11 protein-coding genes and 1 pseudogene are annotated in these 17,490 nt (G+C 65.4%); 7 read left to right on the forward strand and 5 right to left on the reverse strand.

Annotated features, from left to right (window positions below; genetic code table 11):
• Positions 1-11: 11 nt before the first annotated feature.
• The 6 genes from AUC69_RS05340 to AUC69_RS05365 all read left to right on the forward strand — a co-directional run bounded on the left by AUC69_RS05340 (position 12) and on the right by AUC69_RS05365 (position 9,383).
• Complete coding sequence (locus AUC69_RS05340; protein ID WP_069441230.1) at positions 12-1,997, forward strand: heme lyase CcmF/NrfE family subunit; 1,986 nt, start codon at positions 12-14, stop codon at positions 1,995-1,997.
• Between the two features lie 2 nt (positions 1,998-1,999).
• On the forward strand, positions 2,000-2,479 hold the full coding sequence (locus AUC69_RS05345; RefSeq protein WP_069441231.1) for a cytochrome c-type biogenesis protein: 480 nt from the start codon (positions 2,000-2,002) through the stop codon (positions 2,477-2,479).
• A 247-nt stretch (positions 2,480-2,726) separates the two neighbouring features.
• The gene (locus tag AUC69_RS05350) at positions 2,727-4,247 is read left to right on the forward strand and encodes a Do family serine endopeptidase (protein ID WP_244500104.1); all 1,521 of its coding nucleotides are present in this window, start codon (positions 2,727-2,729) and stop codon (positions 4,245-4,247) included.
• Between the two features lie 108 nt (positions 4,248-4,355).
• The gene (locus AUC69_RS05355) at positions 4,356-5,036 is read left to right on the forward strand and encodes a response regulator transcription factor (RefSeq protein WP_069441233.1); all 681 of its coding nucleotides are present in this window, start codon (positions 4,356-4,358) and stop codon (positions 5,034-5,036) included.
• A complete protein-coding gene (locus AUC69_RS05360; protein WP_069441234.1) occupies positions 5,020-6,477 on the forward strand; it encodes a sensor histidine kinase in 1,458 nt (485 codons plus the stop codon). Before AUC69_RS05355 ends, AUC69_RS05360 begins: the two co-directional genes overlap by 17 nt.
• On the forward strand, positions 6,474-9,383 hold the full coding sequence (locus AUC69_RS05365; RefSeq protein ID WP_069441235.1) for a bifunctional [glutamine synthetase] adenylyltransferase/[glutamine synthetase]-adenylyl-L-tyrosine phosphorylase: 2,910 nt from the start codon (positions 6,474-6,476) through the stop codon (positions 9,381-9,383). Before AUC69_RS05360 ends, AUC69_RS05365 begins: the two co-directional genes overlap by 4 nt.
• 17 nt (positions 9,384-9,400) lie before the next feature.
• On the opposite strand, the gene AUC69_RS16080 is transcribed toward AUC69_RS05365, so the two are convergent.
• The 4 genes from AUC69_RS16080 to pepN all read right to left on the reverse strand — a co-directional run bounded on the left by AUC69_RS16080 (position 9,401) and on the right by pepN (position 14,487).
• Positions 9,401-9,883 (reverse strand): sensor histidine kinase, encoded by a 483-nt coding sequence (locus AUC69_RS16080; protein ID WP_141700601.1) that lies wholly within the window; start codon positions 9,881-9,883, stop codon positions 9,401-9,403.
• Positions 9,856-11,076, reverse strand: coding sequence for a histidine kinase dimerization/phospho-acceptor domain-containing protein (locus AUC69_RS16085; RefSeq protein ID WP_141700602.1), 1,221 nt, complete (start codon positions 11,074-11,076; stop codon positions 9,856-9,858). Before AUC69_RS16085 ends, AUC69_RS16080 begins: the two co-directional genes overlap by 28 nt.
• Positions 10,980-11,696 carry a hypothetical protein gene (locus AUC69_RS16090; RefSeq protein ID WP_141700603.1) on the reverse strand — a complete coding sequence of 239 codons (717 nt, stop codon included), beginning with the start codon at positions 11,694-11,696 and terminating at the stop codon, positions 10,980-10,982. The genes AUC69_RS16085 and AUC69_RS16090 overlap by 97 nt, the downstream gene beginning before the upstream one ends.
• Before the next feature lie 148 nt (positions 11,697-11,844).
• Positions 11,845-14,487 (reverse strand): aminopeptidase N, encoded by a 2,643-nt coding sequence (gene pepN, locus AUC69_RS05375; protein WP_069441236.1) that lies wholly within the window; start codon positions 14,485-14,487, stop codon positions 11,845-11,847.
• Between the two features lie 366 nt (positions 14,488-14,853).
• Between pepN and AUC69_RS05380 the strand changes: the two genes are divergently transcribed.
• The gene (locus tag AUC69_RS05380) at positions 14,854-15,090 is read left to right on the forward strand and encodes a hypothetical protein (RefSeq protein WP_141700604.1); all 237 of its coding nucleotides are present in this window, start codon (positions 14,854-14,856) and stop codon (positions 15,088-15,090) included.
• Here the strand turns inward: AUC69_RS05380 and AUC69_RS05385 are convergent.
• Positions 15,087-17,407, reverse strand: a pseudogene (locus AUC69_RS05385) (heavy metal translocating P-type ATPase). The gene AUC69_RS05380 and the pseudogene AUC69_RS05385 sit on opposite strands and share 4 nt — an antisense overlap.
• Positions 17,408-17,490 lie beyond the last annotated feature (83 nt).

Here is a 17,490-nt window from a genome sequence, read left to right on the forward strand (position 1 = left end):
ATAGGTCAGGAATGATTGCCGAGACCGGCCACTATGCGTTGATCCTCGCCCTTGGCGTCGCCATCGTGCAGATGCTGGTGCCGCTAATCGGTACGCATTATCGCGACCCAAAGCTCACCGCTGTCGCCGTTCCCGCCGCACAGGCCGAATTCATCCTCATCGGCATCGCCTTCATCGCCTTGATGACGGCTTACGTGACGTCGGACTTCTCGGTCGCCAATGTCTGGCAGAACTCCCATTCGGCGAAGCCGCTGCTCTACAAAATCTCCGGCGTGTGGGGGAACCATGAAGGCTCCATGGTCCTGTGGGTGCTGATCCTGGCGCTGTTCGGCGCCGCGGTCGCGACCTTCGGCAATAATCTGCCGCGCCAGCTTCAGGCCAATGTGCTCGCGGTGCAGAGCTCCATCGCCGTCGCCTTTCTGCTGTTCATCATCATCACGTCCAATCCTTTCATGCGGCTGGATCCCGCGCCGTTCGACGGGGAAGGGCTGAACCCGGTGCTTCAGGATCCGGCCCTCGCCTTCCATCCGCCTTTCCTTTACGCGGGCTATGTGGGTTTCTCGATGGCGTTCTCTTTCGCCGTCGCCGCGCTGATCGACGGCCGCATCGATGCGGCCTGGGCGCGCTGGGTTAGGCCGTGGACGCTCGCCGCTTGGATGTGCCTCACCATCGGCATCGCCATGGGCTCGTGGTGGGCCTATTACGAGCTCGGCTGGGGTGGGTTCTGGTTCTGGGACCCGGTCGAGAATGCGTCCTTCATGCCGTGGCTCGCGGGCACCGCGCTGCTCCATTCGGCGCTGGTCATGGAGAAGCGTGACGCGCTCAAAGTCTGGACCATCCTGCTCGCCATCATCACCTTCTCGCTCAGTCTCATGGGGACGTTCCTCGTGCGCTCGGGCGTGCTCACCTCGGTGCATGCCTTCGCCGTCGACCCGGCGCGCGGCGTGTTCATCCTCGCCATCATGGGCGTGTTCATCGGCGGCGCGTTCGCGCTGTTCGCCTGGCGGGCGCCGCTGCTCAGCCAAGGCGGGCTGTTTGCGCCGATCAGCCGCGAGGGCAGTCTCGTTCTCAACAATCTACTGCTGACCGTGGCCTGCGCCGCCGTGCTCGTCGGCACGCTCTATCCGCTGGCGCTTGAGGCGATCACCGGCGAGAAAATCTCGGTCGGCGCGCCCTTCTTCAATCTCACCTTCGTGCCGCTCATCGTGCCGTTGCTCATCGCCATGCCGTTCGGGCCGTTGCTCGCCTGGAAGCGGGGCGATCTGCTGGCGGCGGCGCAACGTCTGATGACGGCGGCGATCGCGGCTCTCGCCGTCATGATCCTGGTGCTCGCCGTGAACCAGCACGGCCCATGGCTGGCGCCGCTCGGCATCGGTCTCGGCATCTGGCTCATCATGGGAGCGCCAACCGAGATCGCCTATCGGGTCAAGCTGTTCGATGTCTCCGGGTCCGAGTCGTGGCGGCGGGCGCGAAACCTGCCGCGCGCGACGTTCGGCGGCGCGCTGGCTCATGCGGGCGTCGGCGTCATGGTGATCGGCCTCGTGTCCACCACGGCGTGGCGCTCCGAGCGCATCGAGCTCCTGGCGCCGGGCGAGTCGCTGGACATCGCCGGCTATGATCTCGCCTTCGCGGGCGTGGCGCCGCGCCAAGGTCCCAATTACAGCGAGCGGGTCGCCAAGTTCGTGGTGACGCGCGGGGGTGAGCCCGTCACCGAGCTCACCCCGTCGAAGCGCGCCTTCGCGGTGGAGAAGAGCGCCACCACGGAAGCCGGCATCCACAATAGCTGGCGCGGCGACCTTTATGTGGTGCTCGGCGATCAGCTCAAGGACGGCGCTTATAGCGTGAGAGTCTATTTCAACCCGATGGTGCGGCTGATCTGGATCGGCGCGCTGATTATGTTCTTCGGCGGCGGACTCTCGCTATCCGACCGGCGCTTGCGGGTCGGCGCACCGAAGCGGGCGCGCTCGAAGATGGCGGCCGCGGCGGCGGTCGAGTGACCATGCGTCTCCGTCAGTCAGTCCTTGCCATGCTTCTGGCTTGCGTGATCGGCGCGACGGCTATGGGTCCTGCGGTCGCGGTCCAGCCGGACGAGATCTTGCAGGATCAGGCGCTCGAGGCGCGGGCGCGGGCGCTGTCGGCGGGCTTGCGCTGCCTTGTCTGCCAAAACCAGTCGATCGACGATTCGGATGCACCGCTGGCCAAGGATCTGCGGGTCCTCGTCCGCGAGCGGCTGAAGGCCGGCGACACCGACGAGGAGATCATCGATTTCGTGGTGGCCCGCTACGGGGAGTTCGTGCTGCTGAAGCCGCGCTTCACGCCGCATAATTGGGTGCTGTGGCTCGCCACGCCGCTCGTCCTGCTCGGGGCGTTCGCGGCGCTGGTGATCGCCTATCGCCGGCGGAGCACGGCAGCCGAAGCGCCGAAGCCGCTGACGGCAACCGAAAAGCGCCGATTGAAGCGGATCATGGGCGAAGGCTGAAGCCACGCTCGCCGGCGCCAGAGGGCCCCGCAAATGCCTTCAAATCCTGACTTTTCTCAGCCTCAACCTTACCGAAATTTAATCCCGCCGAAACCGCGGCGTAATTGGTGAAGGCCTATATGTAGGCCCTTGGATGCCTGCCCCTAAGTGATTCCGGGCCAGGCGCGATCAACGGGATTTTTCCTTCTCAGGAGAGAGGTGACTGATGAAAACTGACCAGAGCCCTGCCGCGAATGAGAGCCCGCGAGTGCGGAAGCTGACCCGCAAGCCCGCGCTCCTCGCCGCTGCCGCCCTGATCGCGACGGGCGCGTTGGGAATTACGCTCGGCAACGGCGTGCCCTTCGCGGCCGCCGAGACCGCACAGCCGGCGCAGACGATCGAGACGCCGTTCGGTCGCGCGCCGCTCACCTTCGCCGACCTGGTGGCCAAGGTCAGTCCGGCCGTGGTCAGCATCAACGTCAAGGGCGAGACCAAGGTCGCCGATAACGACATGCAGATTCCCGGCATGCCCGACCTGCCGGAGGACAATCCGCTCTACGACTTCTTTAAGCAGTTCAAGAAGGGCATGCCGCAGGGTCCGTCCAAGCCGACCCCGAGCCTGGCGCAGGGCTCCGGCTTCTTCATCTCCGAGGACGGCTATGTGGTGACCAACAACCATGTGGTCGAGGACGCCGAGGACATCACGGTGACGATGGAAGATGGCGAGAAGTTCTCGGCCAAGCTCGTCGGCACCGACCCGCGCACCGACGTGGCGCTGCTCAAGATCACCGACAAGACGAAGACGTCCTTCCCGTTTGTGAACTTCTCGACCAAGGACCCGCGCGTCGGCGATTGGGTTCTCGCGGTCGGCAACCCCTTCGGTCTCGGTGGCACGGTCACGGCCGGCATCATCTCGGCGCATAACCGCGACATCGGTTCCGGACCCTACGACTACCTGCAGATCGACGCGGCGGTGAACCGCGGCAACTCCGGTGGCCCGAGCTTCGATCTCGACGGCAACGTCATCGGCGTGAACACCGCCATCTTCTCGCCTTCGGGCGGCAATGTCGGCATCGCCTTCGCCGTGCCGGCGGCGCTCGTCAAGCAGGTGGTCACCGAGCTGCAGAGCCATGGCAGCGTCGATCGCGGCTGGCTGGGCGTGGTGATCCAGAACGTCAACGACGACATCGCCGACTCGATCGGTCTCAAGGAGCCCAAGGGCGCCATGATCACCAAGGTGACGGAGGACGGTCCGGCGGCCAAGGAAGACATCAAGGCCGGTGACGTGATCGTCGGCGTGAACGGCGATGAGGTCGAGGACTCCCGCGACCTCGCCCGAAAGATCGCCGAGCTCGAGCCCGATTCTCAGGTCAAGCTCTCCATCGTCCGCTATGGCGATGAGCGTGTGGTCGACATGAAGCTGGGTGCCTTCCCGAGCGCCAAGAAGCTGGCTGCCCTCCAAGAGGACAAGCCGGAAGACGCCGGCGAGCAGATGAAGGATCTCGGCCTGTCGCTTGCCCCGGCGGTGAAGTTCCCGGGCGCCGGCGAGGAGGGTGTCGTCATCACCGAGGTCGATCCTTCCAGCGATGCCGCCGACAAGGGCCTGAAGCCGGGCGACATCATCCTGCAAGTCGCGGGCGTGACCGTGTCCGAGCCGGGCGATGTCGCGGCCGGGATCAAGAAGGCCATGGCCGCCTCCAAGACTGACAAGGATACCGTCAAGGTGCTCATGCAAGTCAAAACCGGCGATCAGACGCGCTTCGTGGCGCTTTCACTGAAGAAGGCTTGAGTATCTCGTAAGCCTTCTACGCCGGAGGGCGGCGCGGTTTCCCCCCGCCGCGTCGCCCACCCCTTCGTTCCAGCCGAGTAAGCCACCTTGTCAGGAAAGCCCGCCGATATGCGCGTTCTGGTGATCGAGGATGATCAAGAGACCGCGGCGTTTCTCAAGCGGGCCCTCAAAGAATCCGGCCACGTCGCCGAGTATGCGGCGGACGGCCAGACCGGCCTCGATCTCGCGCGGTCCAATGCCTACGACGTCCTGATCGTCGACCGCATGCTGCCCAAATGCGATGGGCTCGAGGTCATCAAGTCCCTGCGGACCGAGGAAATCCGCACGCCGGCGCTGATCCTGAGCGCGCTCGGCGAGGTCGACGACCGTGTCAAAGGCCTGCGCGCCGGCGGCGACGACTACCTCACCAAGCCTTATGCCTTCAGCGAGCTGCTTGCCCGCATCGAGGCGCTGGCCCGGCGCACCTCGCCGGAAGAGGGCTCGACCCGCTTCGTGGTCGGCGATCTCGTGCTCGACCGCCTGTCCCACAAGGTGACGCGGGCGGGCGAAGCCATTATGTTGCAGCCTCGTGAGTTTCGCTTGCTCGAATATCTGATGAAACACGCAGGCCAAGTCGTGACCCGGACCATGCTGCTCGAGAATGTGTGGGACTATCACTTCGATCCGCAGACGAACGTGATCGACGTGCACATTTCGCGGCTCAGGTCCAAGATCGACAAGAACTTCGCCAACCCCCTCCTGCACACGGTCCGCGGCGCCGGTTACAGTATCCGTGACAGCGCTCACTAAGCTCTTCCGGACCACCACTTTCCGTCTGTCGCTGACCTATCTCGCGCTGTTCAGCGTGGCCGCCGTCTTGGCGGTCTTTTACATCTACTGGAACACGACGGTTCTGCTGTCGCGGCAGCTCAATCAGACTATCGACGCGGAACTGAAAGGGCTCGCCGAGCAGTATCGCGCCGGCGGTCTCGATCAGCTCGTGCGCATCGTCGCCGAACGCAGCCAGACGCCGGGCAACAGCCTTTATCTCGTGGCCGACAAGGACGGGAAGCAGCTCGCCGGCAATCTCAGCGCCGTGTCGCCGCAACTGTGGGACAGTCTCGGACCGGTCGAGTTCGTCTATAGCCGACCTGCGCCTGGCGGCGTGGAGCGGCGGCTCGCTTTCGCCAACGTGTTTCGTCTGCCGGGCGGCTACCGCCTGATCGTCGGCCGGGACATCGAGGACCGGCGCGAGCTGGCGCGGCTGATCCGCACGACAATGCTGTGGGGGCTCGGCGTGATGGCCCTCGTGGGCATCGGCGGCGGCTATTGGGTCAGCCGCAGGCTGCTCACGCGCATCGACAGTCTCTCCGCCACCACGCGCACCATCATGGCCGGCGATTTGACCGGGCGGCTGCCGGTGAGCGGCTCAGGCGACGAGCTCGATCGATTGTCGGAGAGCCTCAACCTCATGCTGGCGCGGATCGAGCAGCTCATGGCGGGGCTGCGCGAGGTGTCTGACAATATCGCCCATGACCTCAAGACGCCGCTGAACCGCTTGCGCAATCGGGTCGAGGAGGCACTGCGCGAACCTCATGACGAGACGGCGCATCGCGAGGCACTGGAACGGACCATCGAGGAGGCCGACGGCCTCATCAAGACCTTCAACGCGCTGCTTTCCATTGCCCGGCTCGAGGCGGGGGCGGCCGGGGAGAACCGCGAGACGCTCGACCTGGCGGCGCTGGTGGGTGACGTGGCCGAACTCTACGAGCCCGTCGCCGAAGAGCGCGGCATCGGCCTTAGATCGGAAGCGGGCACGCCGATCGTCATTCACGGCGACCGTCAGTTGCTTGGCCAGGCCATCGCCAATCTCATCGACAACGCGCTCAAATACGGAGCCCTGAGCAGTGACGGGGGCAACGGTCGGGCGCCGGAAGTCGAGGTGCGGACGGAAGCCGGAGAGGGCTTCGCGCGTATTATCGTTGCCGACAGGGGCCCCGGCGTGCCGGCGGCCGAGCGCGATCGGGTGCTGGGCCGGTTCGTGCGGCTCGAAGCGAGCCGGTCGGAGCCTGGCAGCGGGCTCGGCTTGAGCCTTGTCGCCGCCGTGGCCAGGCTGCATGGTGGGTTCTTGAGGCTGGAGGATAACGAACCGGGCCTCCGTGTCGTCCTCGAATTGCCCACGGAGGGGGACGCGCTCGTCAACGGGGTGGCCGAGGAGCCGCCCGCGGGAGCAGAGTCGAGACCGACGTGACGGCGTTCGCCGAGCGGATCACCGAACTTCCCCAAATCTACGACGCCGCCCGCGGCGCCGATGTGCTTGCCAGTGCGCTTAAGGCACTGCGCGAGGTGCCAGCGCTTGCCGCGTCCGCCGAGCTCTTGGCCGCGCCGAAATCCGCGGCGCTGCTCGAGGCCGTGTTCTCGGCGTCACCCTATCTCGCCGCGCTCGCCGGGCGATCCCCCCATCTTCTGCTGGAATGCTTGACGCGCGATCCCGACACCCATCTGGCCGACGCCCGCGCTGCGCTGGCCGAAGATGTGGCGCAAGCGGCCGGCCAGAAGGAGGTCATGACGCTGCTGCGGCAGTTCAAGCAGCGCACGGCGCTGCTGACGGCGCTTGCCGATCTCGGCGGCGTTTGGCCCACGGCTGTCACACTGCGGGCCTTAAGCGAGACGGCGGATGCGTCGGTGCAGGAGGCGGTGGCATTCTTGTTCCGCAAAGCGCGCGAAGCGGGGCAGGTCACCGGGCAGGAGGACGCGGCGGGCTATTTCGTCATCGCCATGGGCAAGCTCGGCGCCATGGAGCTCAACTATTCGAGCGATATCGACTTCATGGTGTTCTACGACACCGAGTTTGCCGGGCTTGCCGCGGATGTCGAGCCGTCGTCCTTCTTCGTCCGCCTGACCCGCGATCTCGTCCGTCTGCTGCAGGAGCACACGGGCGACGGATACGTCTATCGCACCGACTTGCGGCTGCGGCCCGATCCCGGCGCGACCCAGATCGCGCTCTCCACCGACGCCGGCCTTACCTATTACGAGAGCTTCGGCCAGAACTGGGAGCGGGCCGCGCTGATCAAGGCGCGCATCGCGGCCGGTGACGTCGCTCTCGGCGGCGAGTTCCTGGACCAGCTCGCGCCCTTCATCTGGCGCAAATATCTCGACTTCGCCGCCGTCGCCGACATTCACGCCATGAAGCGCCGCGTGCACGCCTTCAAAGGTCACGGCGCCATTGCCGTGGAGGGCCACGACATCAAGCTCGGCCGCGGCGGCATTCGAGACATCGAGTTCTTCGCTCAAACCCAGCAGTTGATTGCCGGTGGCCGGCATCCGGAACTCAGAACACGCGGCACGATCGAGACCCTTGAAGCCCTGGCGGGGGGCGGGTGGATCGAGCCGCAGACGGCGGACGATCTCACCCGCGCGTATTATTTTCTGCGCCGGATCGAGAATCGTATCCAGATGGTGGGCGACGAGCAGACGCATATCATTCCGGCCGACCGCGCAGAGCTCGATCGGCTCGCCAGGCTGGCGGGGTTTGACGACACGGACGCGTTCGGCGATGCGCTCCTGGCCCAGTTCAAGCTGGTGGAGGCGCATTACGGTGCGCTGTTCGAGAAGATTCCGGAAGCACCCACATCGGCGCCCGGCATTGTCGTTGCCGACGAAAACGACCCGGCCACGCTGGCGAGCTTAAAGCAGCTTGGCTTCGACAATCCAGAGGCCGCGGTCGGCGCCATTCGCGCCTGGCAGTCGGGCCGCTATGCCGCGACGCGAAGCGCGAAATCGCGGGAACGGCTGACGGAATTTCTCCCCTTGCTGCTCGATGCCTTCGGCCGGACCTCGGAGCCGGACCTGGCGCTGGCCACCTTCGACAAGGTGATCGCGAGCATGCCCGCCGGGCTTCAGCTCTTCTCGCTGCTGGCCGCTAATCCGAGCCTGTTGCGCCTGGTCGCGGACATCATGGGCACGGCGCCGCGGCTGGCGAATATCATCGGCCGCCGGCCGCGCTTGCTCGATGCGGTGCTCGATCCCGGGTTTTTCGGCGCGGTCCCTACGCCTGCCAAGCTCAAGGAGCTGGTCGGGACGGCGCTCGAACTCGCCACCGACTATCAGGATGCGCTCGACCGGGCCCGGATCGTTGGCCGCGAGCAGGGCTTCTTGATCGGCGTCCGTGTGATGTCCGGCACGATCTCGGCGCGGCAGGCGGGTGCCGCCTATGGCGGTCTGGCCGAGACGCTGATCGAGGCGCTTGCCGGATTTGTCGGCGAGGAGCTCGAAAGCCAGTACGGGCGCATGCCGGGCGGCGAGACGGCGGTTGTGGCAATGGGCAAGCTGGGCGGGAGGGAGATGACGGCGGCGTCGGATCTCGATCTCGTCACCGTGTACGATTTCACCGGCGACGACGCCCACTCCGACGGCGAACGAAGCCTGCCGGGCACGCAATACTACACCCGTTTCACCCAGCGCCTGATCGCGGCGCTCTCGGCCCAGACCGCCGAAGGCGCATTGTATGAAGTTGACATGCGATTGCGGCCCTCCGGCAGCCAAGGACCGGTGGCGACCAAGCTCTCGAGTTTCGTGGACTACCAGACGGGCTCGGCCTGGACGTGGGAGCATCTGGCGCTGACCCGAGCCCGGGTCGTCACCGGACCCGTGGCGCTGCGCCTCGCCATCAACGACACGATCAGGTCCGTGCTGTCGCGTCCGCGTGACCGTGTCGCTGTGGCCGAGGAGGTCAGGGCCATGCGAGCGAGAATCGCCGACGAGAAAGGCACCGCCGATATCTGGGATCTCAAACAGGTGCGTGGCGGATTGATCGACCTGGAATTTCTCGCGCAATTCCTGCAACTCGTCAGCGCCGCCGAGCATCCGGAGGTGCTCGATCAGAACACCGAGATGGCGCTTACCAAGCTCTCCGCCGCCGGTGTGCTAAGCCCTGGCGACTCCGAAATTCTGATTCCCGCGGCGCGGCTCTATCACACGCTCACGCAAATCTTGCGGCTGTGTCTCGACAAGCCGTTCGCCGCCGACAAGGCGCCGCTCGCCTTGCGGGAGCTGCTGGCGCGGGCATCCGACATGCCGGACTTCGACACGCTCGAGGCGACGCTCAAGGATACGCTCGGCGCCGTGCATGAGGCGTTCGACCGTCTGGTGGCGTGAACTCAGGGAGGGCGGCTTTAGGCGCTCTTGGCGAGCGGCGCTTCCTCGTCCGGGGCCGCCGCGCGCGTAGGGAGGGTGCAAGTCACCGTCGTGCCTTGTCCTTCGCGGCTCTTGATCTGGAGCGTGCCGCCGTGCAGTTCCACGAGCGCGCGGGAAATGGCGAGACCGAGTCCGCTGCCCTGATGGCTCTTGGAGAACTGGTTCTCCACTTGCTCGAAGGGACGGCCGAGCTTGCCGATGTCGGTCTCGGCAATGCCGATGCCGGTATCCTTGATGGCGATCTTCACCTGTCCGCGAAGCCGGGACACATGCACATCGACACGGCCGCTGTCGCGGGTGAACTTCACCGCGTTGGCCAGCAGATTGAGGAATATCTGCTTTAGAGCGCGCCGGTCGGCCTCGATGGCGAGATGGGCGGGGCCGTGCCGCTCCACCGTGATGTCGCGGTCGGCGGCTGCTTGACTCACCACCTTCATGCTGTCCTCGATGATGTCGGCCACGTCCACGGTGCCGACGCGAGGCTCATGCGTCCAGCCTCGATCTTCGACATATCGAGAATGTCGTTGATGACCTCGAGCAAATAGGCGCCGCTGGCATAGATGTCGCGCGCGTACTCGTCATATTTGGGATGGCCGAGCGGGCCGAACAGCGCCTGCTGCATGACCTCCGAGAAGCCGATCACCGCGTTCAGCGGCGTGCGCAGCTCGTGGCTGATATTGGCGAGGAACTCCGACTTGGCGCGGTTCGCGGCCTCGGCGCGGTTCTTCTCCAGGGCATATTTCTCGGCGAGGTCGACAAGCTGCTGTTTCTGGTGCTCGAGCTCGCGGCGCGACAGTCTCAACTCGGCGACGCTGGCGCGAAGCTGCTGCTCGCTCTCGCCGAGGCGCTGCTGGCTCTCCTTAAGCACGCTGATGTCGGTGCCGACGCTCACATAGCCGCCGTCGCGGGTGCGGCGCTCGTTGATGTGCAGCCAGCGGCCGTCCTCGATCTGCGCCTCATAGGTGCGGGAATCGTCGACATATTGGCCGGCGACGGCAATGCGCTTGGAGACGATGGGCTCGGAGGCAGCGGCGATTACCTCCTCATAGGGGCTACCGGGCCGCACCATGTCGTCGGCTAGGCCGTGGAACTGCTGGTATTTGCTGTTGCACATGACCAGCCGGTTCTGGTTGTCCCACAGCACGAAGGCTTCTGAGATGGTCTCGACCGCGTCGCGCAGCCGGGCATTGGCGTCGCTTGAGCCCGGCACGGCGTCCTCGTCGGCGAGCACCGCCATGCCGGTCAGATAGGGCTCGGCGTCCGTCGGGCTGCGGGTGATGTGGCCGCGCAAGCGCACCGAGATCCAATGGCCCTCGGCGTGGCGCAGACGGAAGCATTGATCGAAGGCCGAGATGCCTTCGCGCATATGGCGGTCCAGCTCGGCGCGCAGGTCGTCGTCGGGGTGCAGCGCCTTGGCCAGGTTGCGGTAGGGCATCGCGTCACCGGTTGGCTCCAGGCCGAGCAGGCGGTGCATTGGCGCCGACCAATGGACATGGCCCCGGGCGAGGTTCCAGCGCCAGACGCCGCAACCGGGCAATGTCTCGGTCAGCTCTTGGGTCAGGCTGTCGCTGTCATTGCTCTCGCGTGTCGCCGCAGAAGGCACGAGATACCAAAGGCCGCCGGCGAACAGCGCGAGCACCAATCCGGCGCACACCAGGAGCGTGATCTCGATGATCGCGTCGCTGCGCCAGGCGCCGAGCGCGCCGCTGATGGCTGAACGAAGGCGATTTGCGCGTCGGTCTCGGGCACGTTGCGGACGGTGACGAGCGCATCGGTGCCGTCGAGGAGGGTGATGCGGAGCACGCCTGCATTGGCGCCCATGATGGTGAGGGGTTGCTGCGGTCCGAGAATCGTGAGGAGGTTGCCTTTAAGGGGGCTATCGATCGGCGCCCGGGCTTGGACTTCGCTCTCGGCGTCGGCGAGGAGGGCGGTCCGCCCGTCGCGGGTCGCGCCTCTGGGCAGGCTGCCGGCCAGGGCGCCTTGCCAATCGGTGCTGGAACTGAGGGTCTCGTCCTTGAGGTGAAGGGCGGTCACGTCGGCGACCAGGGCAAGCTGGCGTTCGGCGGACGAAAGGGCCGATGTCTTGCCGTTGCCGATCTGGTAGGCGAAGCCGGTGATTGCTACGACGGCGAAGCCGATCAAGAGAAGTGGAACGAGGCGGCGCAATGCGTCAGTCGAGGGGAGATGCAGGTCGATAATCTGCCGCAGGTCCTGCCATTGCGGCCCCGCGACGGAAAAGACTCCCTCACCTCGCGCAGAACGTGCCCGCGCCATTCGGTCCCCCTTCTTCTCCCGCGATCGTATTCCGGAGAAGTTGCCGCATCTCCGAATCGCTTCCGTCCATGGAATCGACGATCAGAGCATCTGTCCAGAGGAAACCTGTGGAAATTCGGTTAATAACCCGTTGACAGAGGTTAAGACTCTAACCGTCGCCTAGGGTCTTGGTCACGATCTCGTAGCTGTCGGTGGACAAAGATTGCCCCGCGAGATCCTCGAGAGCGGCCTTGGCATGGCGTTGCCGGCCCGGTTCCAGGGTCCGCCAACTCTCGAATGCGCCGAGAAGCCGCGCGGCCACATGGGGATTGAAACGATCGATCTCCAATGCCTGGCCGGCCAGCAGCGCATAGCCCGCGCCGTCGGCACGATTGAAGCCTGACGGGTTGGCTTGGGCGAAGCTGCCGATCAGAGCGCGCACGCGGTTGGGGTTCTTCAGCGAGAATTTCGGATGGGTGAGGAGCGCCCGCACGGTCTCCACGGAGTCGGGACGGGTGGCGCGGGCCTGCACGGCGAACCATTTATCGAGAACGAGCGGCTCGTCTTCCCAGCGCGCATAGAAATGCGCGAGCGCGTCATCGCGCACCGGCGATTGAAGCTGAGACAGAATGGACAGCGCCATGATGGCGTCGGTCATGTTCGACGCCTCGCGGTAGTGCGCTCGGCGCGCGCCGCCTGGTGCCTTGGTCGCCGCCAGCAGATCGAGCGCGGCGAGGCGCAGCGCACGAAGCCCGGCGCTTTGCGGATCCGGCGAGAAGGGAGCGTCCGTCCCGGCCGTGTCGTAAAGCGCGGCCAGCGTGTCGCCGATGCTGCCGCCGATCTTGGCGCGCAACGCCTCCCGGGCCGCATGCACGGCGTCGGTATCGACGTTGCGGGCAAGCTCCCGGGCAATGTCGGACTCGCTCGGCAGCTTCAACGTCTCGGCGCGATAGGCCGGACGCAGGGTGTCGTCCCTGGCCGCGGTGGCGAGCGCCTGGGCGAGCCGCACCGCCTCCTTGCCCGTCGCCCGGCCGACATCGCCCTCGCGCGCGGCGGCCGTGAGCAGATTGCCGGCGTAAGTTTGCGTCGCCTGCCATCGATTGAACGGGTCGCTGTCATGCATCATCAGGAACTCGATCTGATTGGCATCGAGGCTGGTGGTGAGGCGCACGGGTGCGGAGAAGTCGCGCAACAGGGAGGGTGTCGGGGGCGCGGGCACGTCGTGGAACTCGAAGACCTGCTCGCGGTCCGTCACCTCGAGGAGCCCGTCGGTGAGTATCTCGCCATTGAGCTTGAGCGGCAGCTCATCGCCATTGGCGCCGATGAGCCCCACCTTCAGCGGGATCAGCATGGGCTCTTTGCTGGTCTGACCTGGCGTCGGCGGTACGACCTGGCTCACATGCAGCTTTGCTGTCTTGGCGTGCGGATCGTAGTCGAGGGAGCAGGCAAGCTCCGGCGTGCCGCTTTGGGTGTACCACAGCATGAATTGCGTCAGGTCGCGGCCGGAGACATCGGCCATGGCGTCGACGAAGTTCTCGACCGTCGCCGCTTCGCCGTCATGGCGCTCGAAATAGAGGTCGAGGCCTTTGCGGAAAGGTCTCGCGCCGAGCAGCGTCTGCAACATGCGACAGACCTCGGCGCCCTTCTCGTAGACCGTCGACGTGTAGAAGTTGTTGATCTCGATATAGGAGGCCGGACGCACCGGGTGGGCGAGGGGACCGGCATCCTCCGGGTATTGATGAGTCTTCAACATGCGGGCGTCGATGATGCGCTCGACCGGGCCGGTGCGGACGTCGCTGGTGAACTCCTGATCGCGGAAGACCGTGAGCCCTTCCTTCAGGCAAAGCTGGAACCAGTCGCGGCAGGTGACGCGGTCGCCGGTCCAGTTGTGGAAATATTCGTGGGCGATCACGCTTTCGATCGAGTGATAGTCTGCGTCGCTCGCGGTATCGGGTCGGGCCAGCACGAGCTTGTCGTTGAAGATGTTGAGCCCTTTATTCTCCATCGCCCCCATGTTGAAGTCGCTGACGGCGACGATGTTGAACACGTCGAGATCGTATTCGAGGCCGAAGCGCTCCTCATCCCAGCGCATGGCGCGCTTCAGAGATTCCATGGCCCAGCCGCAGCGGTCCTCCTTACCGGGCTTCACATAGATGCCGAGCGCCACCTTTCGGCCCGAGGCGGTGGTGAAGCTGTCATGCACCGAGGCGAGGTCGCCGCCGACGAGCGCGAACAGATATGAGGGCTTGGGAAAGGGATCGTGCCACACGGCGAAGTGCCGATCCGTGCCCGCAACGTCCCCCTGCTCGATCAGATTGCCGTTCGACAGCAACACCGGCGTCGTGGCGCGATCAGCCTCGATCCGCACGGTGTAGACGGCGAGCGCATCAGGCCGATCGATGAAATAGGTGATGCGGCGAAAACCTTCCGGCTCACACTGGGTGCAATAGGTGCCGCGCGAGCGATAGAGGCCGGAGAGCTCCGTATTGGCCTCGGGATCGCACAGGGTGACAATTTCCAGGGTAAAGGGCTGGGCCGGCACGCTGTTAATGGTGAGCGAGCCATCGGAAAGCGCGTAATCGCCGGGCGACAGGTCCTTGCCGTCCAGGGCGACGCGCTCGAGCGCCAAATCCTCACCATCCAGCACCAGTGGCTGGCCGGGGGCCATTTTCGGGTTCGGGCGCATTCTGAGCTTGGAGGCGATGCGGGCGTTCTTGGGCGCCAGGTGCACGTCGAGCGCGACCTCTTCGATGAGATATGCCGGTGGTGCGTAGTTCCGCAGGAACTTGGTCTGACGGCTGGAATCGTTCATGGCGGACGAATTAATCCTCGAGGGTGGCGGTTGGAAGCCGGGCGGCCATGCCTAATCCGAACCGTGGCGGCTGTCGAGGCTGGCCATGGATTGCGGGATGAAACCCAAGGCCGTTTCGTGCGTTAGCCCCGCTACACCTCATGTCGGAGAGCCTGTTATGAGCAAATTCACGCTAAAATGGCCGATCGCCAGGTGAGACAGCGCCGGAGGCCTATTCAGCTGAGAAGGCGCGGCAAGGCGAGATCATCCTTAAGACCAAATGGTCGCGGATTGTCTTCCTGACCGGGCTGTTTGGCGGCTTTGTGGTGCTTGCCATATTGGCGATCTTCCTGGGGATCCTAGTTTAGACAGGAAACAGGAGAGCCAATGACCACGGCAAAGATGGATCGATCTTCATCCCGGCCATTGCATCAGGTGTCCGGCCGCGACTATCCGCGCGCGTGGATGCGGCGCATTGAGCTGTTCTTGGACGAAGGCCATCACCGCCTCGTGTTTTTCGGCGGTCTGTTCGGCGGATTTGTCTTGCTCTTCGTGGTAGCGCTTCTCATCGGCGTCATCATTGATGGATCGCCGATGGCGGTGTCGGCCGCCGCTCTCGGCTAGTTGAGATCGATCCGCCGCAGGCGGAGCGCATTGCCCACCACCGAGACGGACGACAGGCTCATGGCCGCGGCGGCGACGATGGGAGACAGCAAGATGCCGGCGACGGGGTAGAGGATACCGGCCGCGACCGGTACGCCGACCGCGTTATAGAAGAACGCGAAGAACAGGTTCTGCTTGATGTTACGCATGGTGGCACGGGCAAGTTTGACGCCGCGCACGACGCCACGCAAATCGCCTTTGAGCAGCGTCAGCCCGGCACTTTCCATGGCGACATCCGCGCCCGTTCCCATGGCGATGCCGACATCCGCCTTGGCCAATGCCGGGGCGTCGTTGATGCCGTCGCCCGCCATGGCGACCACGGCACCCTTCTTCTGCAAGCCCTCTATCAGCGTCAGCTTCTCTTCCGGCTTTAGCCCTGCATGAACCTCGTCGATGCCGAGCTTGGCGGCGACGGCCTTTGCGGTGGTCGCGTTGTCTCCCGTGGCCATGACGATGCGAAGGCCCACTGCGTGAAGCTTGGCGATGGACTCCGCGGCACTTTCCTTGATGGGATCGGCCACGGCGACGATGCCGGCGAGCTTGCCGCCGGCGCTAAGAACATCACCGTCTGACCGTCCTTGCGCCGGGCCTCGGCGGCGTCCGCCAGCGGGGCGATGTCGATGCCGGATGCTTCCATCAGCCGGGCATTCCCAAGGAGTGCGTCGCGATCGCCGACGCGGCCTTTGACACCCTGGCCGGTGATCGCTTCGAAGCCTTGCGCCTTCTCCGGCTTGAGACCTTTGTCTTCAGCGCCCCGCAGGATCGCCTCGGCCAGCGGATGCTCGCTGCCGGCCTCGAGCGCCGCGGCCAGGCGAAGCACGTCGTCCGGCTCGAACCCTTTCGCGGCCTCCACCCCGGTGAGGGTCGGCTTGCCCTCGGTCACGGTTCCGGTCTTGTCGACCACAAGCGTGTTGACGGCGGCGAGGCGCTCCAGCGCGCCGGCATTGCGCACCAGCACACCGGCCTGCGCGCCACGTCCGGTGGCCACCATGATGGAGATGGGCGTGGCCAGCCCGAGCGCGCAGGGGCAGGCGATGATGAGCACGCTCACAGCGGCAACCAGGGCGTGGGCCAATTGCGGCGCCGGCCCGAAGTAGACCCAGACAAAAAAGGCGATAACCGCGACGGCAATGACCGCGGGCACGAAATAGCCTGCGACCACATCTGCCAGGGCTTGAATGGGCGCGCGGGAGCGCTGGGCGTCGGCAACCATGTGGACCACTTGCGACAGCGTGGTCTCGGCGCCGGTGCGGTCGACGCGCATGTCGAAGGAGCCCGAGCCGTTCAAGGTGCCGCCGGTCACGGCGTCGCCTTTTGTCTTCTCCACGGGCACGGCTTCGCCCGTCAGCATGGATTCGTCGACGGCGCTACGGCCCTCGGTCACGGTGCCGTCGATCGGGATCTTGTCGCCCGGCCGCACGCGCAAGACGTCGCCGACCTTGACCTCGGCGAGCGGCACCGTCTCGGTCTTGCCGTCCTTCAGGACCCGCAACGCGGTCTTGGGCGCCAGATCGAGCAGCGCACGGATGGCGCCGCCGGTCTTCTCCCGCGCGCGCAGCTCCAGCACCTGTCCCACCAGCACCAGTGCCACGATGACCGCAGCCGCCTCGAAATAGACAGGCACGAGACCATGGGCGTCGCGCATGGCGGCCGGGAACAGGCCGGGCGCGAGGGTGGCGACGACGCTGTAGAGATAGGCGGCGCCGGTGCCGAGCCCGATCAGGGTGAACATATTGAGCCAGCCCGAACGCAGCGACTCGAAGCCGCGCACGAAGAACGGCCAGCCGCACCACAGGACGGCGGGGGTCGCCAGCACCAAGAGGAGCCATTGCTCGGCCTTAGGCGATAGGAAGGGCAGGAGATCGATGCCGAAGACATGCGCGCTCATGTCGATGGCGGCGATGACGACCGACAGCGGCACGGCGACCTTGAGACGCCGGGTGAAGTCGATCAGCTCCTCGTTGGGCGCATCCTCCGGGAGCACGCCCATGGGCTCGAGCGCCATGCCGCAGATGGGGCACGGACCCGGCCCCTCCTGCACGACCTCCGGATGCATGGGGCAGGTGTAGAGGGTGCCGGGCGGCGCAGGCTCCGGCTCGTCCTGCTTGTTCAGATAGCGCTCGGGGTCTGCGGCAAATTTCGCCTGACAGCCGGCGGAGCAGAAATGGTAGACGTGCCCCTGATAGTCATGGCTGGGCTTGCCGGCATGAGGATCGACCTTCATGCCACAGACCGGATCGATGGCGAGATGGGTATCGGCGGCTGTGGCTTCTGTCATGCTTTCAAAACCGTAGGGGCTCAACCCTCATATAGTGATTCATGCCTGGCACATCAGCGCCTAGCATAGTGTAAAGACCGGAT

The organism is Methyloceanibacter superfactus, from assembly GCF_001723305.1.
Lineage (GTDB): Bacteria > Pseudomonadota > Alphaproteobacteria > Rhizobiales > Methyloligellaceae > Methyloceanibacter > Methyloceanibacter superfactus.

Excerpts from the sequence above, each read along its gene's own strand:
- AUC69_RS05340 (WP_069441230.1), top strand. The coding sequence starts at position 12 with ATGATTGCCGAGACCGGCCACTATGCGTTGATCCTCGCCCTTGGCGTC.
- AUC69_RS05345 (WP_069441231.1), top strand. The coding sequence starts at position 2,000 with ATGCGTCTCCGTCAGTCAGTCCTTGCCATGCTTCTGGCTTGCGTGATC.
- AUC69_RS05355 (WP_069441233.1), top strand. The coding sequence starts at position 4,356 with ATGCGCGTTCTGGTGATCGAGGATGATCAAGAGACCGCGGCGTTTCTC.
- AUC69_RS16090 (WP_141700603.1), bottom strand. The coding sequence starts at position 11,696 with ATGGCGCGGGCACGTTCTGCGCGAGGTGAGGGAGTCTTTTCCGTCGCG.
- pepN (WP_069441236.1), bottom strand. The coding sequence starts at position 14,487 with ATGAACGATTCCAGCCGTCAGACCAAGTTCCTGCGGAACTACGCACCA.
- AUC69_RS05380 (WP_141700604.1), top strand. The coding sequence starts at position 14,854 with ATGACCACGGCAAAGATGGATCGATCTTCATCCCGGCCATTGCATCAG.